Raw genomic sequence first — 19,433 nt, 5'->3', positions numbered from 1 at the left:
GTTAACTCTTTGAGAAACCACATCCCATGGCCGCCGAATCGCAACTGAACCCAACACAGCCTGTTAATCAGCAAATTTATCGCATTTTACGGCGTGATATCGTTCATTGCCTGATCCCGCCGGGCACCCCGCTCTCTGAAAAAGAGGTTTCGGTTCGCTTCGACGTGTCGCGTCAGCCAGTTCGTGAAGCCTTTATTAAACTGGCCGAAAACGGTCTGATTCAGATCCGCCCCCAGCGCGGCAGCTACGTGAATAAAATTTCCCTCTCGCAGGTGCGCAACGGCTGTTTCGTCCGCCAGGCAATTGAGTGCGCGGTGGTGCGCCGGGCGGCATCGCTGGTTGACGATCATCAGTGCTACCTGCTGGAACAGAATCTCCACCAGCAGCGGATTGCGATTGAGCGTAAGCAGCTGAATGACTTTTTCCAGCTCGACGACGAATTTCACCAGAAGCTGGCGCAAATTGCCGACTGTCAGCTGGCGTGGGACACCATTGAGAATATAAAAGCGACGATGGACCGCGTGCGCTATATGAGCCTCGATCACGTCTCGCCGCCGGAAATGCTGCTGCGTCAACACCACGATATATTCGCCGCGCTGGAAAAACGCGACGGTGACGCCGTCGAAAAGGCGATGACAGTGCATTTGCAGGAAATTGGCGAGTCGGTGCAGCTTATTCGCCAGGAAAATAGCGACTGGTTTTCGGAAGATTAATCATGACCGCATCCCGACTGTATTCCGGGATGCGGTGTTGCAATTAACGTACGACCAAGACCGGTATTTTGGCGTAGCGGATAACGGATTCCGCATTGGAGCCGAGTAAGTGGCTGGATATTCCCGGCGTCTTTGAGCCGATCACAATCACCTCATAATCCTCTTTATTACTGATACTGATAATCTCATCGCGAACATTACCGAAGCGCACTTCGGTGCGAATATTCTCCGGCGCGATATCAAATAACCGTTTTAATTCATTCATCTTTTTCTCTGACTCAGCGACCATATAGGCCTCAAACTTTTTGATGTCAGAGTTGAAACCGCGCAGCAACGAACGGCTGCTGAGCGGCAGGATGTTCAGCAAGGTGATGGTGGCGTTGTCCGCCTTCGCGAGGAACTCGGCGTGGCGCACTGCTTTATCGCTGAGGTTCATTTCAAATACGTCAACAGGCATTAATATTTTCTTGTACATAAGCCCTTCCTTATCCAAATAAAATAATTAGTTATCTGACTTAAGAGTGACATGGCTATTTGAAACAAAGGCTAAACCGTTCACTGGCGGAACTATCAATAAACGAAAACAATTGTCTGTTTTGTCAATTTGCGTCGGCGCGAGTCAGCGCGGATAAAATGCAGACAAAAAAGTGTGACCTTGATCAAAAACAAAAAAATGTTGTCGCAAGAGGCGTATTTATATTCTCCCGTCAGCGGCTGCAAAACAGAGAGCCGTGATGTGTAGAGAAGAGGAGAAATAACCATGATGACTTACGATCGCAACCGCAACGCTATTACCACCGGCAGCCGTGTGATGATTAACGGCACCGGGCACACCGGGATTATCCGCGCTATCCATGCCGAAGGTCTGGATGCCGCGCAGGTTCGCCGCAGCAAAACGGTTGAAGTGGAAGGTTGTGAAGGCAAGTTCGAACCGATTGAACTGATTCGTCTTGGCATGCACTGAGTGTGCAATGACATGCCGCCGCATGCGGCGGCATGATAAGAGATTACTTCTGAGAAAGTACCTGCGCCACGGTCGCCTTCGCGCCCTGCTCCAGCAACATCTTGTACGCGCTCATGACCGCATCCACAAAGCGGGCTTCCAGCGGCAGCTCATTGCCGAAAATCGCCTCGATACCTAATAGCGCTTTCACGCGGCTTTCACCCTCTGCGCTGCCGTTAACCGCCGCCTGAATGGTGGTCAGCAGCGGATCGCAGACTTCGATCGCGTTTCCGCTTTCATCCACGCCGCCGACATAACGCATCCAGCCTGCTACGCCCAGCGCCAGCAGCGGGAAACTGCGCTGATGCGCCAGATGCCAGCGCACAGAATCGAGCATACGTTGCGGTAACTTCTGGCTGCCGTCCATCGCGATTTGCCAGGTGCGATGACGCAGCGCCGGGTTGCTGTAGCGCTCGATGAGCAAATCAGCGTAACGGGCCAGATCAACGCCCTTCACTTTCAGGGTTGGTGCCTGTTCGTTCAGCATTAACGCATGCGCGGCATGACGATAATTCTCGTCTTCCATACAGTCGTTAATGTGCTGATAGCCCGCCAGGTAACCGAGATAGGCGAGGAAAGAGTGGCTGCCGTTGAGCATGCGCAGTTTCATCTCTTCGAACGGGATCACGTCTGCCACCAGTTCGGCACCCGCTTTTTCCCACTCAGGACGCCCGGCGACAAAGTTGTCTTCCACCACCCACTGGCGGAAGGGTTCGCAGGCCACGCCAGCCGGGTCGCGCACGCCGGTGATGTGTTCGATTTTATCCAGCGTTTCGGCGGTAACAGCCGGAACAATACGATCCACCATCGTCGACGGGAACGTTACGTTCGCTTCGATCCAGTCTGCCAGTTCTGCGTTGACGGCGCGGGCATAGGCGCAGGTGACGTTACGCATCACATGGCCGTTCTCCGGCATGTTGTCGCAGGACATCACGCTGAATGCCGGTAAGTCTGCCGCTTTGCGGCGCGCCAGCGCTTCAACCACGACGCCGGGCGCAGATTTTGGCTGGTTGGGGTTTTGCAGATCGGCGGCGATCAGCGGGTGATCGAGCATCAGCTGGCCGGTCGCCGGGGCGTGGCAGTAGCCTTTTTCGGTAATGGTGAGCGAGACAATCGCCACCTGCGGCTCGCACATAGCGGCCAGCACGGTTTCCAGACCATCTACCTGCGCGTGAAGCGCCTTTTTCACGACGCCGACCACGCGTGCGGTCCAGGCGTCGGCAGACATTTCTGCCACGGTGTAGAGGTTATCCTGGGCCTTAAGATCGGCAATCTGCTGTTCGCCGCCGATCAGGTTCACTTCGGTATAGCCCCAGTCGCTGCCGTGTTCAGCCGCGAGGATATCGGTATAAACCGCCTGATGGGCACGGTGGAATGCGCCAAAACCAAGGTGCACGATGCGAGGCACCAGGTTGTTACGGTCGTAGGCAGGAAGTGACGCTTTGGCATTCAACAATTTATTATTCATGAGGAGGCTCATTTTAGTGAGGAGTCGTCGAATCTGAGGAGGTAGACCATCTCACGCAATTGGTATGACATCTTTGATTTCCATCAACTACCATACAAGAAGAGAAGAAAAGGCGGGATCGACCTTCCCGCCCTCTTTAACTTTACAGATTCACCCTGTGGCCCAGAGGCACCGCGGAAACGGCTTTTTCGGCGGCGTCTTCTGCGAGGCTCAGATCGCGGTCGCGCACTTCCGGCATCAGCACGGCTGATACCAGGCCAATGACGGAATAGACCACCATCATCGCCACAATAGGCCACCAGGAACCGGTCATGTTACAGAAAATCCCCGCCAGCACCGGGCCGAAACCGACCGCCACCAGACCACCGGCCTCTTTCGAAATCGCCATCCGGGTAAAGCGATTGCGCGAGCCAAACATCTCCGCCATGGTGATGTTTTCCAGCGCGAACAGCCCCAGCACCGCAAAGTTGTGAATGACGATGATCGACAGCATGATCACGCCTGGGCTGTAGCTTTTATCGACGATAATCGACAGCATCGGGTACGCCAGGATAATGGCGGAGATGTTGAGCAGAATGTACGGCAGACGGCGCCCGACTTTATCCGACAGCCAGCCCAGCAGCGGGATGGAGATAAACCCGAGAATGGAGCTGATCATCAGCGCGTCGGTCGGGATGCTTTTATTAAACAGCAGCGTCTGCACCAGATAGCCCGCCAGGAAGGTCTGGATCAGGCCCGAGTTCCCCGCCTGACCAAAACGCAGCCCCGTCGCCAGCCAGAAGGATTTGCTTTTGAACATCGCGCCGAGCGAGGTTTCTTCCGCCGTCACCACCGGGCTGCTTTCGTCGTTCACCTTCTCAAACACCGGACTCTCTTTGAGGTTCATTCGCAGCCAGATGGCAAAGATCATCACCACCACGCTTGCGAGGAACGGCACGCGCCAGCCCCAGGCCACCAGCTCTTCGCGGTCGAGAGCAAAGAACATCACCGCCCAGATCGCCGTGGCGCTCAGGGTGCCGCAGTTGGTGCCCATCGCCACCAGGGAAGAAATAATGCCGCGTTTCCCCTTCGGCGCGTACTCCGCCAGCATGGTTCCCGCACCGGAAATCTCGGCTCCCGCGCCCAGCCCCTGGATAATACGCAGCGTCACCAGCAGCACCGGGGCAAAAATCCCGATCTGTGCGTAGGTCGGCAGGACGCCAATCAGCGTGGTGCAGATCCCCATCATGGTGATGGTGATAAACAGCACCTTTTTACGCCCAATCCGGTCGCCCATTTTGCCGAAGATAAAGGCCCCGACGATGCGCGCAATATAGCCTGCGCCGTAAGTCCCCATCGCCAGAATCAACGCCATCGCGGCGGACTGCTCCGGGAAGAAGATCTCGTGAAAGACCAGCGCCGCACCCAGCGAATAGAGCTGGAAATCCATGAATTCCAGCGCGGTGCCAAGCCAGCCGGACACCGCTGCTTTCACCAGATCCGACGTCGTTCTTTGAGGTTGTGTCTGAGTCATAATGGCTATCTCTGTGTAGGTAAGATGCGTACCACGTAACCGCGTTTGTTGTTATTGGCCGAACGTGAGCAAGACCTTGCAGCACTGCCGCTGGTCTTTCTCAAACAGTTCGATGGCGTCGGTGACGTGGTGATAGTCAAAAGAGTGAGTGATCAGTTTATCTGGGTCGATCAGCCCCTTTTCCAGCCAGTCGATGACCACCGGGAATTTGTTGGCGTTGAGGCGCGAGGAGAAGATCGACAGCTCTTTGCCGGTGATCCTCTGCTGTGCGACCTGGCTCGGTTCGCTGGAGAAGCCCATCAGCACGATGCGTCCGCCCGGCGACGCGAGGGTAATCGCCTCCTGGAGAATCGTCGGATGACAGGCGGCATCAACGATTAAGGTCGGTTTAATCCCCTTCTCTTCCAGCGCCGCCTGCAGCGACTGTTCTGCGTTGTTGAACGTCCAGTCGGCGCCGCTGCGTTTCGCCATCTCCAGCCGCTCGTCAATCCGGTCGACCACAATCACCTGCTTCACCTTGTAGACGCCTTTCAGCGCCTGAACGGTGACGAGGCCCATTGGCCCCGCGCCGTAGATCAGCGCAATATCCTGGTCGGTCGGCTGCGCGTGTCCGGTGACGTTGGCCGCAATAGTGAAGGGCTCCACCATCACCGCGTGACGGTCGGGAATCGCATCCGGGATCGTCCACGCATTTTTCGCCGGAACGACGGCGTATTCGCTGAACCCGCCGTCACGATGCACGCCCAGCACCACCAGCGAGGTGCAGACGTTGGGTTTGCCGACCGAGCACGGCCAGCAGTGTCCGCAGCTGATCACCGGATCGACGGAGACGCGCTGCCCCAGACGCCCGGCCTCCACGCCTTCACCGAGCGCGTCAATCACGCCGAAGAACTCATGCCCGATGACGCGCGGATATTTGGCGAACGGGTTATGGCCGCGATAGATATGGCTGTCGGAACCGCAGATCCCGGCGAGGCTAATTTTGACCCGCACTTCCCCTGCGGCGGGCGCAGGCAGCGGACGTTCTTCAATCAGCAGCGCGTTCGGTTTTTGAATCACAATACTTTTCATGGTTGCTCCTGGCGGATCTCACTCATTGTTATAGAGAACTTAATCAATCCGGTGTTTCACAATAAACAGGTAACACATCGCCCCGACAAAGGTGACGCAGGCCGCGACCACCAGGGCGAGATTAAAGGAGTGCGTTTTGTCGACGATCCAGCCGGTGACGATGGGCGCGAAGGAGGCGAAGACAAAGCTGCCGAAGTTTTGAATGGCGGCCACGGAGGCGACTTTGCTTTCCGAGACCATCACCTGCACCAGCCCCCACGCCGAGGTACCGGCAAAATGGACGCAGAACAGGGCTAACGAAATAAAGGTGACGGCTTCCGCCGGAGACGAGGATTGCACCACCAGCAGCGTGCCTAACGCCGACAGGATCAAGCCCACCACAATTGCCGTTTTGCGCGTTCTGGCGAGGTCGTAGCCTTTTTTGGCGAGGGCATCGACCACCAGCCCGTTGACCCACATCCCGACGGCGGCCGCGAGGAACGGGATCGCCGAGACCCAGCCGGTTTTCGCCAGGCTAAAGCCCTGCTGTGCCTGCAGATAGCCGGGCAACCAGGCGATATACAGCCATCCGGTGTAGTTCACGCCGGAGAAACCTAAGATCATCCCCCAGGTGGTGCGGCGTTTGAACAGCGCAATCCACTCGCTGAACTGTAACGTCGGGCGCGGTTTGACCGGCGCGGAAAGGTATTCGCGCTCGTCGGGCTGGAACGCGAACTGCGCGCGGTTGCGATACCAGGCGTACCAGCAAACCCCGACCGCCACACCCAGCAGGCCGATGATCACGAACATCGCCCGCCAGCCCCAGAGGATTTGCATCGTCACCAGGATCGGCGGCGCAATCGCCTGGCCTAACACCGTGGAAGAGTTAAATATCCCCAGCGCCGTCCCCCGCTCTTTCTGCACATACCAGTCGGTAATCGACTTCACCCCGGCGGGCATAAAGGGCGCTTCACCGATGCCTAAGCCGATGCGCAGCAGGATGAAATGGCTAAAGGAGTTCACCATGCCCGTCAGGGCCTGCATCAGTGACCAGAAGATCACCCCAGCGCCCAGCACCAGCCGCGGGCCGTAGCGGTCGAGCAAGATCCCTGACGGCAGCTGCGCCAGTCCGTACGAGAGTGAAAATGCGGAAAGCAAAAAGCCAAATTCCGTGGCGGATAGCCCCATCTCGCCGCGAATCGCTTCCCCGGCCACGCTCAAGGACGAACGGTCGAGAAAATTGACAATTCCGGCCAGAAATAGCAGCACCAGGGTGATGGTCTGTATTTTTTTGATTCGGGCAGGCTTGGTTAAGCTTTCAGTATTGATGGTTTCAGTTGTCATACGGACTCCCGATCTCAATTTACCAGTTCCACAAGGTGCCATCTTCCAGGCGCGCGACCGGGAGATACGCCGGGTCATACGGGTATTTCGCAGCCAGTTTTTCGTCGAACTCGATGCCGATACCCGGTTTGTCGCCCGGATGCATATAGCCGTTATCGAAGGTCCAGCTGTGCGGGAACACTTCCAGCATTTGCTCGGAGTAGCCCATGAACTCCTGAACGCCGAAGTTCGGCACCCACAGGTCGAAATGCAGCGCGGCGGCGTGGCAAATCGGTGACAGATCCGACGGGCCGTGTGAGCCGGTGCGCACCTGATACAGGGAGGCGAAATCGGCAATCCGGCGCATCCCGGTGATCCCGCCCGCGTGGGTGATGGTGGTGCGGATGTAATCGATCAGCTGCTCTTCAATCAGCTGTTTGCAGTCCCAGATGCTGTTGAACACCTCCCCGACGGCAATCGGCGTGACCGTGTGCTGGCGGATCAGGCGGAAGCATTCCTGGTTTTCGGCAGGCGTCGGGTCTTCCATCCAGAACATGCGGAATTCTTCGATGCTCTTGCCAAAACGCGCGGCTTCAATGGGAGTCAGGCGGTGGTGCATGTCGTGGAGCAGATGTTCGTTGAAGCCAAACTGGTCGCGCACGGCGTCGAACAGTTTGGGGGTGAAATCGAGGTATTTTTCCGTGGACCAGAGCTGCTCTTCCGGCCAGTGGCCTTTGGTCGCCGGTTCGTAGGCCAGCCCTTTTCCTTTCGCCATCCCGTAGGTGGTTTTCATCCCCGGCACGCCGCACTGCACGCGGATGGCTTTGAACCCCAGCTCTTTGTGACGGGCATAATCTTCCAGCACATCGTCAATGGTATGCCCGGTGGTGTGGCAATAAACCATGACACCTTCGCGCGATGCGCCGCCCAATAACTGATAAAGCGGCATACCGGCGGCTTTGGCTTTGATATCCCACAGGGCCACATCGACGGCAGAAATCGCCGACATGGTGACCGGCCCGCGCCGCCAGTAGGCGCCCTTATAGAAGAACTGCCAGATATCTTCGATGCGGTGCGCATCGCGGCCAATCAGCTGCGGACAAACGTGATCTTTGAGGTAGGAGGCAACGGAGAGTTCGCGTCCGTTAAGAGTGGCATCACCCAGGCCGACGATCCCGTCGTCGGTGGTGATTTTCAGAGTGACAAAATTACGTCCCGGGCAGGTGACAAAGACTTCGGCCCCGACAATTTTCATGATCCAGTTCCTTACATCGCTCGTTGTGATGCAAGAAACTTACGCAATTACGCGACTACCATACAAGTATAGCGATCAAAAAATCATCCATGGATCACAAATAAAGACGCTTATGCGCGTCCCCAGCCCGCCACGATGATCAACATCCCGCACAACGCAATCAGCGCCCCCGCCCAGTCATAGGCGCTGAGTTTCACGCCATCGACGACCCGCAGCCAGATAAGCGCCGTGCAGACATATACGCCGCCGTAAGCCGCATAGACCCGCCCGCTGGCCGCCGGATGTAAGGTCAGAAGCCAGACAAACAGCGCCAGCGCGATCCCCGCAGGGAGCAGCAACAGCACGGACGCCCCGCGTTTCAGCCACAGCCACGGCAGGAAGCAGCCGATGATTTCGCACAGCGCAGTCGCAAAGAAAAGTAAGGTTGTTTTAATCATTTTGCCGAGTGAGTGAGAATAGATTTAACCATGATACGCGATAATGGCGTGACCTTTTCCATCCCTGCCGCGTGGGTATGCCACCTTTTCGGATTGGTGTAGAATTGGCAACGGGTACACCCACTACAAGGAACATGCAATGAGTACATTAAGCCAACGCCTCAGCCTGGCGGCGATGCTCACCCTGACGGCGTTTGCCTTCAGCGCGCCAGCGTCTGCCGATACCAGCAAACTGATCATTGAATCCGGTGACAGCGCGCAAAGTCGTCAGAATGCTGCCATGGACAAAGAACAATGGAATGACACCCGCAGCCTGCGTCAGAAAGTGAACAAACGCGCCGAAAAAGAGTGGGACAAAGACGACGTCGCCTTTGATGCGCGCGATAACTGTCAGCAAAGCGCGAACGTCAACGCCTACTGGGAGCCAAACACCCTGCGCTGCCTGGATCGTCGCACCGGCCGCACGGTAGCACCTTAATTTCCACAACCAGAAAGGATGATTATGGCCAGCCCGTTAACGGTAAAACTCAGACCGCTGGAGCGCGAGGATTTGCGCTTTGTTCACCAGCTCGACAATAACGCCAGCGTGATGCGCTACTGGTTTGAAGAGCCTTACGAGGCGTTTGTCGAGCTGTCAGATCTGTACGATAAGCATATTCACGACCAGAGCGAGCGCCGTTTCGTTGTCGAGTGTGACGGGGAAAAAGCCGGTCTGGTCGAACTGGTTGAGATCAACCACGTCCACCGCCGGGCGGAGTTTCAGATTATTATTTCGCCGGAATACCAGGGCAAAGGCCTTGCGACGCGCGCAGCGAAACTGGCGATGGACTACGGATTTACGGTCCTCAACCTGTATAAGCTGTATCTGATCGTGGATAAAGAGAATGAAAAAGCCATCCATATTTACCGTAAGCTTGGGTTTATGGTGGAAGGCGAACTGATTCATGAGTTCTTTATTAACGGCGAGTACCGCAACACTATTCGTATGTGTATTTTCCAGGACAAATATCTGGCAGAACACAAAGCGGCAGGTTCTCACCTCCTGAAGCCTACGGCACAGTGATACGTTTGTTGCCGGGTGGCGGCTTCGCCTTACCCGGCCTACAAAACCCACACAATATGCCGTTGTAGGCCCGGCAAACGAAGTGCCGCCGGGCGGTTTTACAAACCGCGCATTCGCCAACAATCAATAATATTCAATACTGTTTTTAATCCTGTACTTGTGCTCGACCGCCGGTTTGACGCTGTCGTCCGTCATCTGCAACTCACAGCTCACCGGGTTGTCGTGACGATCGTAATCACAGCTCTGCTTCACCGTGCCCAGCGGTTTGTCGTTGAGCAGGCTGATGGCGGAATAATCGAGCTTCTTACGCTTGTCCTTCGACGGCGTGGCCGACACCGACAGATGCTGATCGCCTGACACCGTAGTTTTCCCCAGCGGATAACCGTCCGCGTCGTAGCGATACTTCACTTCCATCGCCTTGCCGTGGGCGGTCACGATAAAACCGTTATCGTCCGTATCCCAGGTCACGCCTGCGGCCGGAAGTTCAGCCAGCTGGCATTTCCCCTGCAGCTTAATTTTCTGCTGCTGGGTTTCGGCATCAAGATAAAAATTGGCGTCCAGCACCAGCGCCACGCCGGTGTTGGCATCGAGATCGTGCAGTTCGAGGGTATCGAAACACCCTTCCTGCGAGAGCGATCCCGTAACGCGTTTGCTCACTTCCCCTTTCTCATTGAACAGCGTCTGGGTGAAGTCTTTTACCGGCCCGCGCAGGGGATCAAAATCAAATTCGTTCGAAAAGCTCGCCATTTCCGGCGTAAACGACAGCGGCGCGGAGCTGTTATCGCATCCTGCCAGCACACTTGTCAGCCCAATCATTACTGCTAGTTTCTTCACATTCTCACCGATGCGTGGAAGTTAATCCCAATCATTTTAGCCAATTTAGATGTCAACATTATAGCGAAACCGCACCGGCAATTTATGACTTTACGTGTGACCCACCTCAGGCCAGAACCGCCTCCACAATCGACAGATAGGACGGTGTATGAATGACCCGATTAATTTTCAGCCCCACTTCGCCTAACATGTGTGCATACTCTTTCTCCGTGCGGGCGCGTCCGCCGTCGAAACCCGACAGCAGGATAAGATCCATCTCATACCTCCCCTGTTCGTTATCCTGATCTTTAATCATCGGCTCGAGAATTAATAAACGGGAGCTGGGTTTCATCGCTTTGCGGCAGGTTTTTAATATCTGGCTGGCTTTGTCGTCCGGCCAGTCCATCAAAATATATTTCAGCATATAAATATCCGCGACCGGGCAAGCTTCAAAAAAACTCCCGGCCACGGTTTCCCAGCGCGAATCATCCCCCAATAAATGCAGGCTATTTTCAGTGAGAACGTTTGGGCGATCGAATAAAATACCGTGCAGCGTTGGATTGCGGCGTAAAACTGTTAACAGAAGATTCCCCAGCCCACCGGCAATATCCACAACCGTGGCATGTTCCGGGAAGGGATAATTATCCACCAGAATATCGTTTTCAACGCTCGACATGGATGCCATCCCGGCGTGAAAACCGTCGTCGCCTGACGGCGTTTTTTTCGTCCCCCAGTATTCGTAAAAAGGCATGCCAAATAATTCGTTGAAGACCGGTTTGCCTTTGACGATATCCGTCATTTCGCCTGCGGGCTGCCACATGGTTTTATCCGTCAGCATCAGCACCCCTTCACGCAGGGAGTACGGGGTGTCCGAGCGCAGAAACTCGGCGGCGGGCGTGAGGCTGAACAGACCGTCGTCAGTCATTTTAAATACGTCGCGCGAAGCCAGGGTTCGCAACACCCGGTATAAAAACCCGGCATCCACGTGCAGCTCCTGCGCAAGCTGTTCAGCGGTTTTCGCTTCCTCTTTCAGATGATCCGCAACCCGTAATAACGCCGCAGTGCGCAGTGCAGCCTGCCAGACAAACCCCATGCTTTGCTCTAAAACATACATACCATCCCGACGTTCTTTATCCGATAAACTTTTTTGGCTTAACATTTTGTTTCTCCTGTGACGATAATTTAAAAGTACAGAATGAAAATGAAACGTCCGCCATCAAGCCTAATGGGATTAAATAAATTAGCCATCAAATAACTTTTATTCTTTTTTATCATCATGGCAATTTAAATCCACGACCTGATGAACCCTGTACAGGAATATGGCCAACAATTAGCTTTATTAGAAGGCTACTCATCGCCGAAATAAATAATCACAGCGCGCACATAATAATGAAAATTGACCTCTCAGATTTTTCAGAAAATTTCTCTGCAATACAGCTATTTACATTATCCCTGCTAAAATAAAGTCCACACACAGAGATAAGGAGCTAGATATGAAACGGTTACCCTGGATTACCGCGCTGCTGTTAACCAGTATTTCTCCTGCGGTGCTGGCCGCCCCGGACTCCTGCGAGCGCGTGAAAAGCGATATTCAACAGCGCATTATTAACAACGGTGTCCCTGAGTCGGGTTTTACCCTGAACATCGTCCCCAATGACCAGGCCGATCAGGCTGATGCCCAGGTGGTAGGCCATTGCGCCAACGATACCTTTAAAATTCTCTATACCCGCACCGGCAGCAGCAGCGCGCCAGCGGGCGGTGCCGGCACGCAGGATAACGCTCCGGCAGAACCGCAGTAATTTCTCTGCGGGATTTCCCTTAGCTTGATAAGGATTAAAGTTTATTACCCCTGAATGAGTAACACTCACTCCATCTGTCGCCCGGTTGTATTCGTGGGTCAATCTCATACGTAATGACAAAGATGGAGTGAGTCATGTCCGATGTCGAACATCACGGCGGGATCAGCCGTCGAGCTTTGGTGAAATCCACTGCAATTGGCTCTCTGGCACTCGCTGCCGGAGGGCTCTCTCTCCCCTTCGGCCTGAAAAGCGCCGCCGCTGCCGTGCAACAGGCGGTTCAGCCTGCCGCCGATAAAGTGGTCTGGGGTGCCTGCTCGGTCAACTGCGGTAGCCGCTGCGCCCTGCGACTGCACGTCAAAGACGACGAAGTTTACTGGGTCGAAACCGACAACACCGGCGAAGATATCTACGGCAACCATCAGGTTCGCGCCTGTCTTCGTGGCCGCTCCATCCGCCGCCGTATCAACCACCCCGATCGCCTGAACTATCCGATGAAACGCGTGGGCAAACGCGGCGAAGGCAAGTTCGAGCGCATCACCTGGGATGAAGCGCTGGATACCATCACCAAAAGCCTGAAAGGCGTGGTCGAGAAATACGGCAACGAAGCCGTGTACATCAACTACTCCTCCGGGATTGTCGGCGGCAACATTACGCGCTCTTCGCCTTACGCCTCGCTGGTGGCGCGCCTGATGAACTGCTACGGCGGCTTCCTCAGCCATTACGGCACCTACAGCACCGCGCAGATCGCCTGCGCCATGCCTTACACCTACGGCACCAACGACGGCAACAGCACCTCGGATATCGAAAACAGCAAACTGGTGGTGATGTTCGGCAACAATCCGGCGGAAACCCGCATGAGCGGCGGCGGGATCACTTACTTCCTCGAGCAGGCGCGTGAACGCTCTAACGCGCGGATGATCGTCATCGATCCGCGCTACACCGACACCGCCGCCGGGCGTGAAGATGAGTGGATCCCTATCCGTCCTGGCACCGATGCCGCGCTGGTCGCCGGTATCGCATGGGTGTTAATCGACGAAAACCTCGTCGATCAGCCGTTCCTCGACAAATACTGCGTCGGCTACGACGAAAAAACGCTGCCTGCCGATGCGCCCGCCAACGGCCACTACAAAGCCTACATTCTTGGTCAGGGCGAAGACGGCACGGCGAAAACGCCTGAGTGGGCGTCGCGCATCACCGGTATTCCCGCCGACAGAATCATCAAACTGGCGCGCGAAATCGGCAGCGCCAAACCCGCTTATATCTGCCAGGGCTGGGGACCGCAGCGCCAGGCCAACGGCGAGCTGACCTCCCGCGCCATCGCCATGCTGCCGATTCTGACCGGCAACGTGGGGATCAACGGTGGTAACAGCGGCGCGCGCGAATCCACCTACACCATCACCATCGAGCGGATGCCGCTCCCGGATAACCCGATTAAAACCCAGATCTCCTGCTTTAGCTGGACCGATGCCATTGTCCGTGGCCCGGAGATGACCGCCACTCGCGACGGCGTGCGCGGGAAAGATAAGCTGGATGTGCCGATCAAATTCATCTGGAACTACGCCGGAAACACCATCACCAACCAGCACTCCGATATCAACAAAACCCACGACATTTTGCAGGACGAAACCCTGTGCGAAACTATCGTGGTGATCGACAACTTCATGACCTCGTCGGCGAAATACGCCGATATTCTGCTGCCGGATCTGATGACCGTCGAACAGGAAGACATTATTCCGAACGACTACGCGGGCCACATGGGCTATCTGATTTTCCTCCAGCCCGTTACCGCGCCGAAGTTCGAGCGTAAACCAATCTACTGGATCATGAGCGAAGTGGCGAAACGCCTGGGGCCGGATGTGTATCAGCAGTTCACCGAAGGCCGTACCCAGGAAGAGTGGCTGAAACTCCTGTATGCCAAAATGCTGGAGAAAGACCCTAAACTGCCGTCCTACGAGGCGCTAAAAGAGATGGGGATTTACAAGCGCAAAGATCCGAACGGTCATTTCGTGGCCTATAAAAAATTCCGCGATGACCCGGAAGCCAACCCGCTGAAAACCCCGTCGGGCAAAATTGAAATCTACTCCAGCCAGCTGGCGAAAATCGCTAACAGCTGGGAGCTGGAAAAAGACGAGACCATCAGCCCGCTGCCGGTGTACGCCTCGACCTTTGACGGCTGGGACGCGCCGGAGCGCAGCCAGTTCCCGCTGCAGATGTTTGGCTTCCACTTTAAGGCCCGGACTCACTCCAGCTATGGCAATATTGATATCCTACAGGCGGCCTGCCGTCAGGAAGTGTGGCTGAACCCGGTCGATGCCGGTCAGCGCGGCATTAAAAATGGCGATCTGGTGCGCGTGTTTAACGCCCGCGGCGAGCTGCGCATCCCGGCGAAGGTGACGCCTCGCATCATGCCAGGCGTGAGCGCGATGGGCCAGGGCGCGTGGCACGAGGCCAACATGACCGGCGACCGCGTCGATCACGGTTCCTGTATCAATACCCTGACCACACATCGCCCTTCGCCGCTGGCGAAAGGCAACCCGCAGCACACCAACCTGGTGCAGATCGAGAAGGTTTAAAGGAACGTTGTTATGAATGAAGTTTTACCGCGTGAGTCGTTTGCATTATCTGCCCGGGTGCTGGGAGCCTTGTTTTACTTTTCTCCGGACAGCGAGCAGGCCGCGCCGCTGGTTTCAGCTCTGACCACCAGCGACTGGTATCAGGACTGGCCGCTGGATCAGGCCAGCTTACTGCCGATTGCAGCGACCCTGCGTACCCCGTCCGACGAGCCGCTGCCCGACGCCTGGCAACGTCTGTTTATCGGCCCGTGGGCGCTGCCCGCACCGCCGTGGGGCTCGGTGTGGCTGGATCGTGAATCGGTGCTGTTTGGCGATTCAACCCTCGCCCTGCGCCAGTGGATGCGGGAAAACAACATTGCGTTCGAAATGCAGCAGAACGAACCGGAAGACCACTTCGGCACCCTGCTGATGCTGGCCGCCTGGCTGGCTGAAAACGGACGTGACGCCGAGCGCGATCAACTCCTGGCATGGCATTTGCTGCCGTGGAGCCAGCGCTTCCTGACGGTGTTTATCGAGCAAGTCGGGCATCCGTTTTACACCGGGCTTGCTCAGCTCGCCCGCCTGACGCTGGCTGACTGGCAGTCGTCACTGTTAATCCCCGTTTCCGATAAACCGCTGTACCGCTAATCCTCTCTTCGCACGGCGCATCTTCCGCCGTGCGAAACACTGATTTGTTACGGTGTCACTTTTCTCTTTATAGCTTTAGGACTATTCTGCCCGCCCCCCGCTCAGGCCTTATCCCATAAGGCGTAACACCCTGTTTACATTGTTATCTTCTGTGAACTCATTTTGCGCTTCGCTGGAACCCTTCCCAATCGCTTGCTATAGCTCATGTACCCCTGCCGAAACATGGCATAACAACAGGCAATCAATGGGTTGCTATACCCTAAATAATTCAAGTTACTTGAAGTATGACGGGTAATAACGCATGCGCACAGGGAGACACACCGCAATGCACTCATCATTAGTCAAACGCACGCTGCTTTTCATCGCCGCGATTGTTGCCGTTCTTGCGCTCCTCGCGTGGGGAATTGGGCTGGATACGATCAAAGCGCGCCAGGTTGACCTGCTGTATCTCGGTCAACAGCACCTGATTTTGGTTTTCTCTTCGATGTTCTTTGCCCTGCTGGTCGGTATTCCGAGCGGGATTCTGCTGAGCCGCCCGGCGGCACGCGGCACCGCCGAATATGTGATGCAAATCTTTAACGTCGGCAACACGCTGCCACCGCTCGCCGTTCTGGCGCTGGCGATGGTGGTGCTCGGTATCGGCGACAAACCGGCGATCATCGCCCTGTTCCTCGCCTCGCTGCTGCCGATTGTGCGTAACACCTACGCGGGATTGTGCTCAGTGCCTGCTTCGCTGCTGGAAGCGGCGAACGGGATCGGGATGACCAAATGGCAACGTCTGCGCCAGGTGGAGATCCCTAACGCCTGGCCGGTGATGCTCTCGGGCATTCGCATCGCCACGGCGATTAACGTCGGTACCGCGCCGCTGGCGTTCCTGATTGGCGCCAGCAGCTACGGCGAGCTGATTTTCCCTGGCATCTACCTGAACGATTTCCCGACGCTAATTCTGGGCGCCGCGGCCACAGCGCTCTTTGCGCTGATCCTGGACACGCTTCTGGCCGCACTGGGCCGTCTGATGAGCCCGCATCTCGCACGATAACAATAACAAGGAGCTTTTATGAGACTGTTTTCACGCCTGGCGGCGCTGGTGGCCGCCGCGTTTCTGGTGAGCCAGGCCCAGGCCGCCCCGCTGATTCTGGCGACCAAGAGCTTTACTGAGCAGCATATCTTGTCCGCCATGACCGTTCAGTATCTGCAAAAGAAAGGGTTTCAGGTTCAGCCCCAGACCAATATTGCGACGGTGATTTCCCGTAACGCGATGATCAACAAACAGATTGATATGACGTGGGAATACACCGGGACGTCGCTGATTATCTTCAACCACATCAACAAACGCATGTCGCCGCAGGAGTCGTACGACACGGTGAAACGCCTGGACGCGAAACACGGTCTGGTGTGGCTCAAACCTGCGGACATGAATAACACCTACGCCTTCGCCATGCAGCGCAAACGCGCCGAGGCGGAGCACATCAATACGATGTCCGAGCTGGTCGCCAAAATTGAGCAGATCCGTAAAACCGATCCGGACAACAACTGGATGCTGGGCTTAGACCTTGAATTTTCCGGGCGCAGCGACGGCATGAAGCCACTGCAGAAAGCCTACCAGATGGATCTGGATCGCCCGCAAATCCGTCAGATGGACCCCGGTCTGGTCTATAACGCCGTGCGCGATGGCTTTGTCGATGCCGGTCTTATCTACACCACCGACGGGCGCGTGAAAGGCTTCGACCTCAAAGTGCTGGAAGATGATAAAGGCTTCTTCCCAAGCTACGCGGTGACGCCGGTGGTGCGCAAAGACACGCTGGAAGCCAATCCGGGCCTGGAAGAGGCGCTGAATACCCTCTCTGGCCAGCTCAACAACGACGTTATCACCGAGCTCAATAAAAAGGTTGATATCGACCATCAGTCACCGCAGCAGGTCGCCCGTGATTTCCTGCGTAGCAAGCAGCTGCTGTAAGGAGGCGCTATGGAGACTATTCACTACATCATTGATAACTGGGATTATTTATTGACGCTGACCTTCCAGCATCTGTGGCTGGTGGCGTTAGCGGTCGGGCTGGCGATTATCATCGGCGTACCGCTGGGGATTTTAATCGTGCGTCACAAATGGCTGGCGACGCCGGTGCTGGGCATCGCCACTATCGTCCTGACGATCCCGTCGATTGCCCTGTTCGGCCTGATGATTCCGCTCTTTTCGCTGATCGGTCAGGGTATTGGCGCCCTGCCCGCCGTCACCGCCGTGTTCCTCTACTCGCTGCTGCCGATTGTGCGTAACACCCACACCGCGCTGGACAGCCTGCCGCCCGGTCTGCGTGAAGCCGGACGCGGGATCGGCATGACCTTCTGGCAGCGTCTGCGCTGGGTGGAAATTCCGATGGCCCTGCCGGTGATATTCGGCGGCATTCGTACTGCCGTGGTGATGAACATTGGTGTCATGGCCATCGCCGCGGTGATCGGCGCAGGTGGTCTGGGCCTGCTGTTACTCAACGGTATAGGCGGGAGCGACATTCGTATGCTGATCGCCGGTGCCTTAATGATTTGTCTTTTAGCTATTGTGCTCGACTGGCTGCTGCATCGTCTGCAGGTCGTGCTGACTCCGAAGGGGATTCGATAATGATAAAACTGGAAAACCTCACCAAACAATTTTCACAGAAAAATGGTCAGACCTTTAAGGCCGTCGATAACGTCAATCTGAACGTGCCCGAAGGGGAAATGTGCGTTCTGCTGGGGCCGTCCGGGTGCGGGAAAACCACCACCCTGAAGATGATCAACCGTCTGATCGCCCCGAGCAGCGGCAATATTTTGATTAACGGCGAAAACACCAACGAGATGGACACCGTCACCCTGCGCCGCAATATCGGCTACGTGATCCAGCAGATTGGTTTGTTCCCGAACATGACCATCGAAGAGAACATCACCGTGGTGCCGCGAATGCTCGGCTGGGACAAAGCGCGCAGCAAAGCGCGGGCCGAAGAGCTGATGGATATGGTGGCGATGGACCCGCATAAGTTCCTCAACCGCTATCCGCGTGAAATGTCCGGCGGTCAGCAGCAGCGTATCGGCGTGATCCGCGCCCTGGCGGCGGATCGTCCGGTTCTGCTGATGGATGAACCTTTTGGCGCGGTGGACCCGATCAACCGTGAAGTGATTCAGAACCAGTTCCTCGAGATGCAGCGCAAGCTGAAAAAGACGGTGATGCTGGTCAGCCACGACATCGACGAAGCGCTCAAACTTGGGGATCGTATCGCCGTTTTCCGTCAGGGCCGTATCGTGCAGTGCGCGAGCCCCGACGAACTGCTGGCGAAACCGGCAAATGAATTTGTCGGTTCCTTTGTCGGCCAGGACCGCACGCTGAAACGCCTGCTGCTGGTCTCGGCGGGAGACGTCACCGATCAGCAGCCGACCATCACCGTGCGTGAATCGACTTCCCTGCCGGAGGCGTTTGCCACCATGGATGATAACGATATTCGCGCCATCACCGTGGTCGATGACAACGGGAAACCGCTGGGCTTTGTGAAGCGTCGTGAAGCGCGCCACGCCACGGGTGCCTGCGCCGATATGCTGCATCCGTTCCGGATGACCGGCAAAGCGGAAGACAACCTGCGCGTGGTGCTGTCGCGTCTTTATGAGAGCAATACCAGCTGGATGCCGATCGTCGATGAAGAGGGCCGCTACAACGGTGAGATTTCGCAGGATTATATTGCGGAGTATCTGAGTTCAGGCCGCACGCGTCGTGCGCTGAATATTCACGAGAGCTAATGTCAGATGCGGGCAGTCAGGATGGCTGCCCGCTTTT

20 protein-coding genes are annotated in these 19,433 nt (G+C 56.1%); 11 read left to right on the top strand and 9 right to left on the bottom strand.

Annotated elements, in window-relative coordinates:
* Positions 1-26 precede the first annotated feature (26 nt).
* Positions 27-713 carry a GntR family transcriptional regulator gene (locus U9O48_RS10795; protein ID WP_282493168.1) on the top strand — a complete coding sequence of 229 codons (687 nt, stop codon included), beginning with the start codon at positions 27-29 and terminating at the stop codon, positions 711-713.
* A gap of 43 nt (positions 714-756) precedes the next feature.
* Here the strand turns inward: U9O48_RS10795 and U9O48_RS10790 are convergent, their stop codons facing one another.
* Complete coding sequence (locus U9O48_RS10790; RefSeq protein WP_282493169.1) at positions 757-1,188, bottom strand: universal stress protein; 432 nt, start codon at positions 1,186-1,188, stop codon at positions 757-759.
* 285 nt (positions 1,189-1,473) lie between these two features.
* On the opposite strand from U9O48_RS10790, the gene ydfZ reads away from it, so the two are divergent.
* On the top strand, positions 1,474-1,677 hold the full coding sequence (ydfZ, locus tag U9O48_RS10785; RefSeq protein WP_282493170.1) for a putative selenium delivery protein YdfZ: 204 nt from the start codon (positions 1,474-1,476) through the stop codon (positions 1,675-1,677).
* Positions 1,678-1,720: 43 nt separating this feature from the next.
* On the opposite strand, the gene U9O48_RS10780 is transcribed toward ydfZ, so the two are convergent.
* The 6 genes from U9O48_RS10780 to U9O48_RS10755 form a co-directional block, all read right to left on the bottom strand.
* The gene (locus tag U9O48_RS10780; RefSeq protein WP_324724290.1) at positions 1,721-3,184 is read right to left on the bottom strand and encodes a fructuronate reductase; all 1,464 of its coding nucleotides are present in this window, start codon (positions 3,182-3,184) and stop codon (positions 1,721-1,723) included.
* Positions 3,185-3,326: 142 nt separating this feature from the next.
* Entirely contained in the window at positions 3,327-4,697 is a 1,371-nt protein-coding gene (locus U9O48_RS10775; protein WP_324724288.1) for an MFS transporter, read from the bottom strand.
* 51 nt (positions 4,698-4,748) lie between these two features.
* Complete coding sequence (locus U9O48_RS10770; protein ID WP_324724287.1) at positions 4,749-5,768, bottom strand: Zn-dependent oxidoreductase; 1,020 nt, start codon at positions 5,766-5,768, stop codon at positions 4,749-4,751.
* A 39-nt stretch (positions 5,769-5,807) separates the two neighbouring features.
* On the bottom strand, positions 5,808-7,091 hold the full coding sequence (locus U9O48_RS10765; protein WP_282493174.1) for an MFS transporter: 1,284 nt from the start codon (positions 7,089-7,091) through the stop codon (positions 5,808-5,810).
* A 19-nt stretch (positions 7,092-7,110) separates the two neighbouring features.
* Complete coding sequence (manD, locus tag U9O48_RS10760) at positions 7,111-8,325, bottom strand: D-mannonate dehydratase ManD (RefSeq protein ID WP_324724286.1); 1,215 nt, start codon at positions 8,323-8,325, stop codon at positions 7,111-7,113.
* 110 nt (positions 8,326-8,435) lie between these two features.
* Complete coding sequence (locus U9O48_RS10755; RefSeq protein WP_285144578.1) at positions 8,436-8,762, bottom strand: YnfA family protein; 327 nt, start codon at positions 8,760-8,762, stop codon at positions 8,436-8,438.
* 139 nt (positions 8,763-8,901) lie between these two features.
* Between U9O48_RS10755 and U9O48_RS10750 the strand changes: the two genes are divergently transcribed.
* Together U9O48_RS10750 and speG are read left to right on the top strand one after the other, a co-directional pair.
* A complete protein-coding gene (locus U9O48_RS10750) occupies positions 8,902-9,240 on the top strand; it encodes a DUF1283 family protein (protein WP_282493177.1) in 339 nt (112 codons plus the stop codon).
* Between the two features lie 24 nt (positions 9,241-9,264).
* The gene (gene speG / locus U9O48_RS10745; protein ID WP_285144579.1) at positions 9,265-9,825 is read left to right on the top strand and encodes a spermidine N1-acetyltransferase; all 561 of its coding nucleotides are present in this window, start codon (positions 9,265-9,267) and stop codon (positions 9,823-9,825) included.
* Positions 9,826-9,948: 123 nt separating this feature from the next.
* On the opposite strand, the gene U9O48_RS10740 is transcribed toward speG, so the two are convergent.
* Positions 9,949-10,659 carry a YnfC family lipoprotein gene (locus U9O48_RS10740; RefSeq protein WP_282493179.1) on the bottom strand — a complete coding sequence of 237 codons (711 nt, stop codon included), beginning with the start codon at positions 10,657-10,659 and terminating at the stop codon, positions 9,949-9,951.
* Positions 10,660-10,765: 106 nt separating this feature from the next.
* Positions 10,766-11,797 (bottom strand): methyltransferase, encoded by a 1,032-nt coding sequence (locus U9O48_RS10735; protein WP_324724285.1) that lies wholly within the window; start codon positions 11,795-11,797, stop codon positions 10,766-10,768.
* Positions 11,798-12,131: 334 nt separating this feature from the next.
* Between U9O48_RS10735 and U9O48_RS10730 the strand changes: the two genes are divergently transcribed.
* From U9O48_RS10730 to osmV, 7 genes are all read left to right on the top strand, one after another.
* The gene (locus U9O48_RS10730; protein ID WP_282493181.1) at positions 12,132-12,437 is read left to right on the top strand and encodes a DUF1161 domain-containing protein; all 306 of its coding nucleotides are present in this window, start codon (positions 12,132-12,134) and stop codon (positions 12,435-12,437) included.
* Positions 12,438-12,571: 134 nt separating this feature from the next.
* Positions 12,572-15,010 carry a selenate/tellurate reductase subunit YnfE gene (gene ynfE, locus U9O48_RS10725; RefSeq protein WP_324724284.1) on the top strand — a complete coding sequence of 813 codons (2,439 nt, stop codon included), beginning with the start codon at positions 12,572-12,574 and terminating at the stop codon, positions 15,008-15,010.
* 12 nt (positions 15,011-15,022) lie between these two features.
* A complete protein-coding gene (gene dmsD / locus U9O48_RS10720) occupies positions 15,023-15,637 on the top strand; it encodes a Tat proofreading chaperone DmsD (protein WP_324724283.1) in 615 nt (204 codons plus the stop codon).
* A gap of 325 nt (positions 15,638-15,962) precedes the next feature.
* A complete protein-coding gene (gene osmY, locus U9O48_RS10715; protein WP_285144584.1) occupies positions 15,963-16,676 on the top strand; it encodes an osmoprotectant ABC transporter permease OsmY in 714 nt (237 codons plus the stop codon).
* Positions 16,677-16,694: 18 nt separating this feature from the next.
* Positions 16,695-17,594, top strand: a complete 900-nt coding sequence (osmX, locus tag U9O48_RS10710; protein WP_324724282.1) for an osmoprotectant ABC transporter substrate-binding protein OsmX — start codon at positions 16,695-16,697, stop codon at positions 17,592-17,594.
* Positions 17,595-17,603: 9 nt separating this feature from the next.
* Positions 17,604-18,251 (top strand): osmoprotectant ABC transporter permease OsmW, encoded by a 648-nt coding sequence (osmW, locus tag U9O48_RS10705; protein ID WP_282493186.1) that lies wholly within the window; start codon positions 17,604-17,606, stop codon positions 18,249-18,251.
* Entirely contained in the window at positions 18,251-19,396 is a 1,146-nt protein-coding gene (gene osmV, locus U9O48_RS10700) for an osmoprotectant ABC transporter ATP-binding protein OsmV (protein WP_324724281.1), read from the top strand. The genes osmW and osmV overlap by 1 nt, the downstream gene beginning before the upstream one ends.
* The last annotated feature ends 37 nt before the right edge of the window (positions 19,397-19,433 follow it).

The organism is Lelliottia sp. JS-SCA-14, assembly GCF_035593345.1.
In the GTDB taxonomy this organism is placed as follows: Bacteria; Pseudomonadota; Gammaproteobacteria; order Enterobacterales; family Enterobacteriaceae; genus Enterobacter; species Enterobacter wanjuensis.
This window is presented reverse-complemented; position numbering and strand designations above follow the sequence as displayed.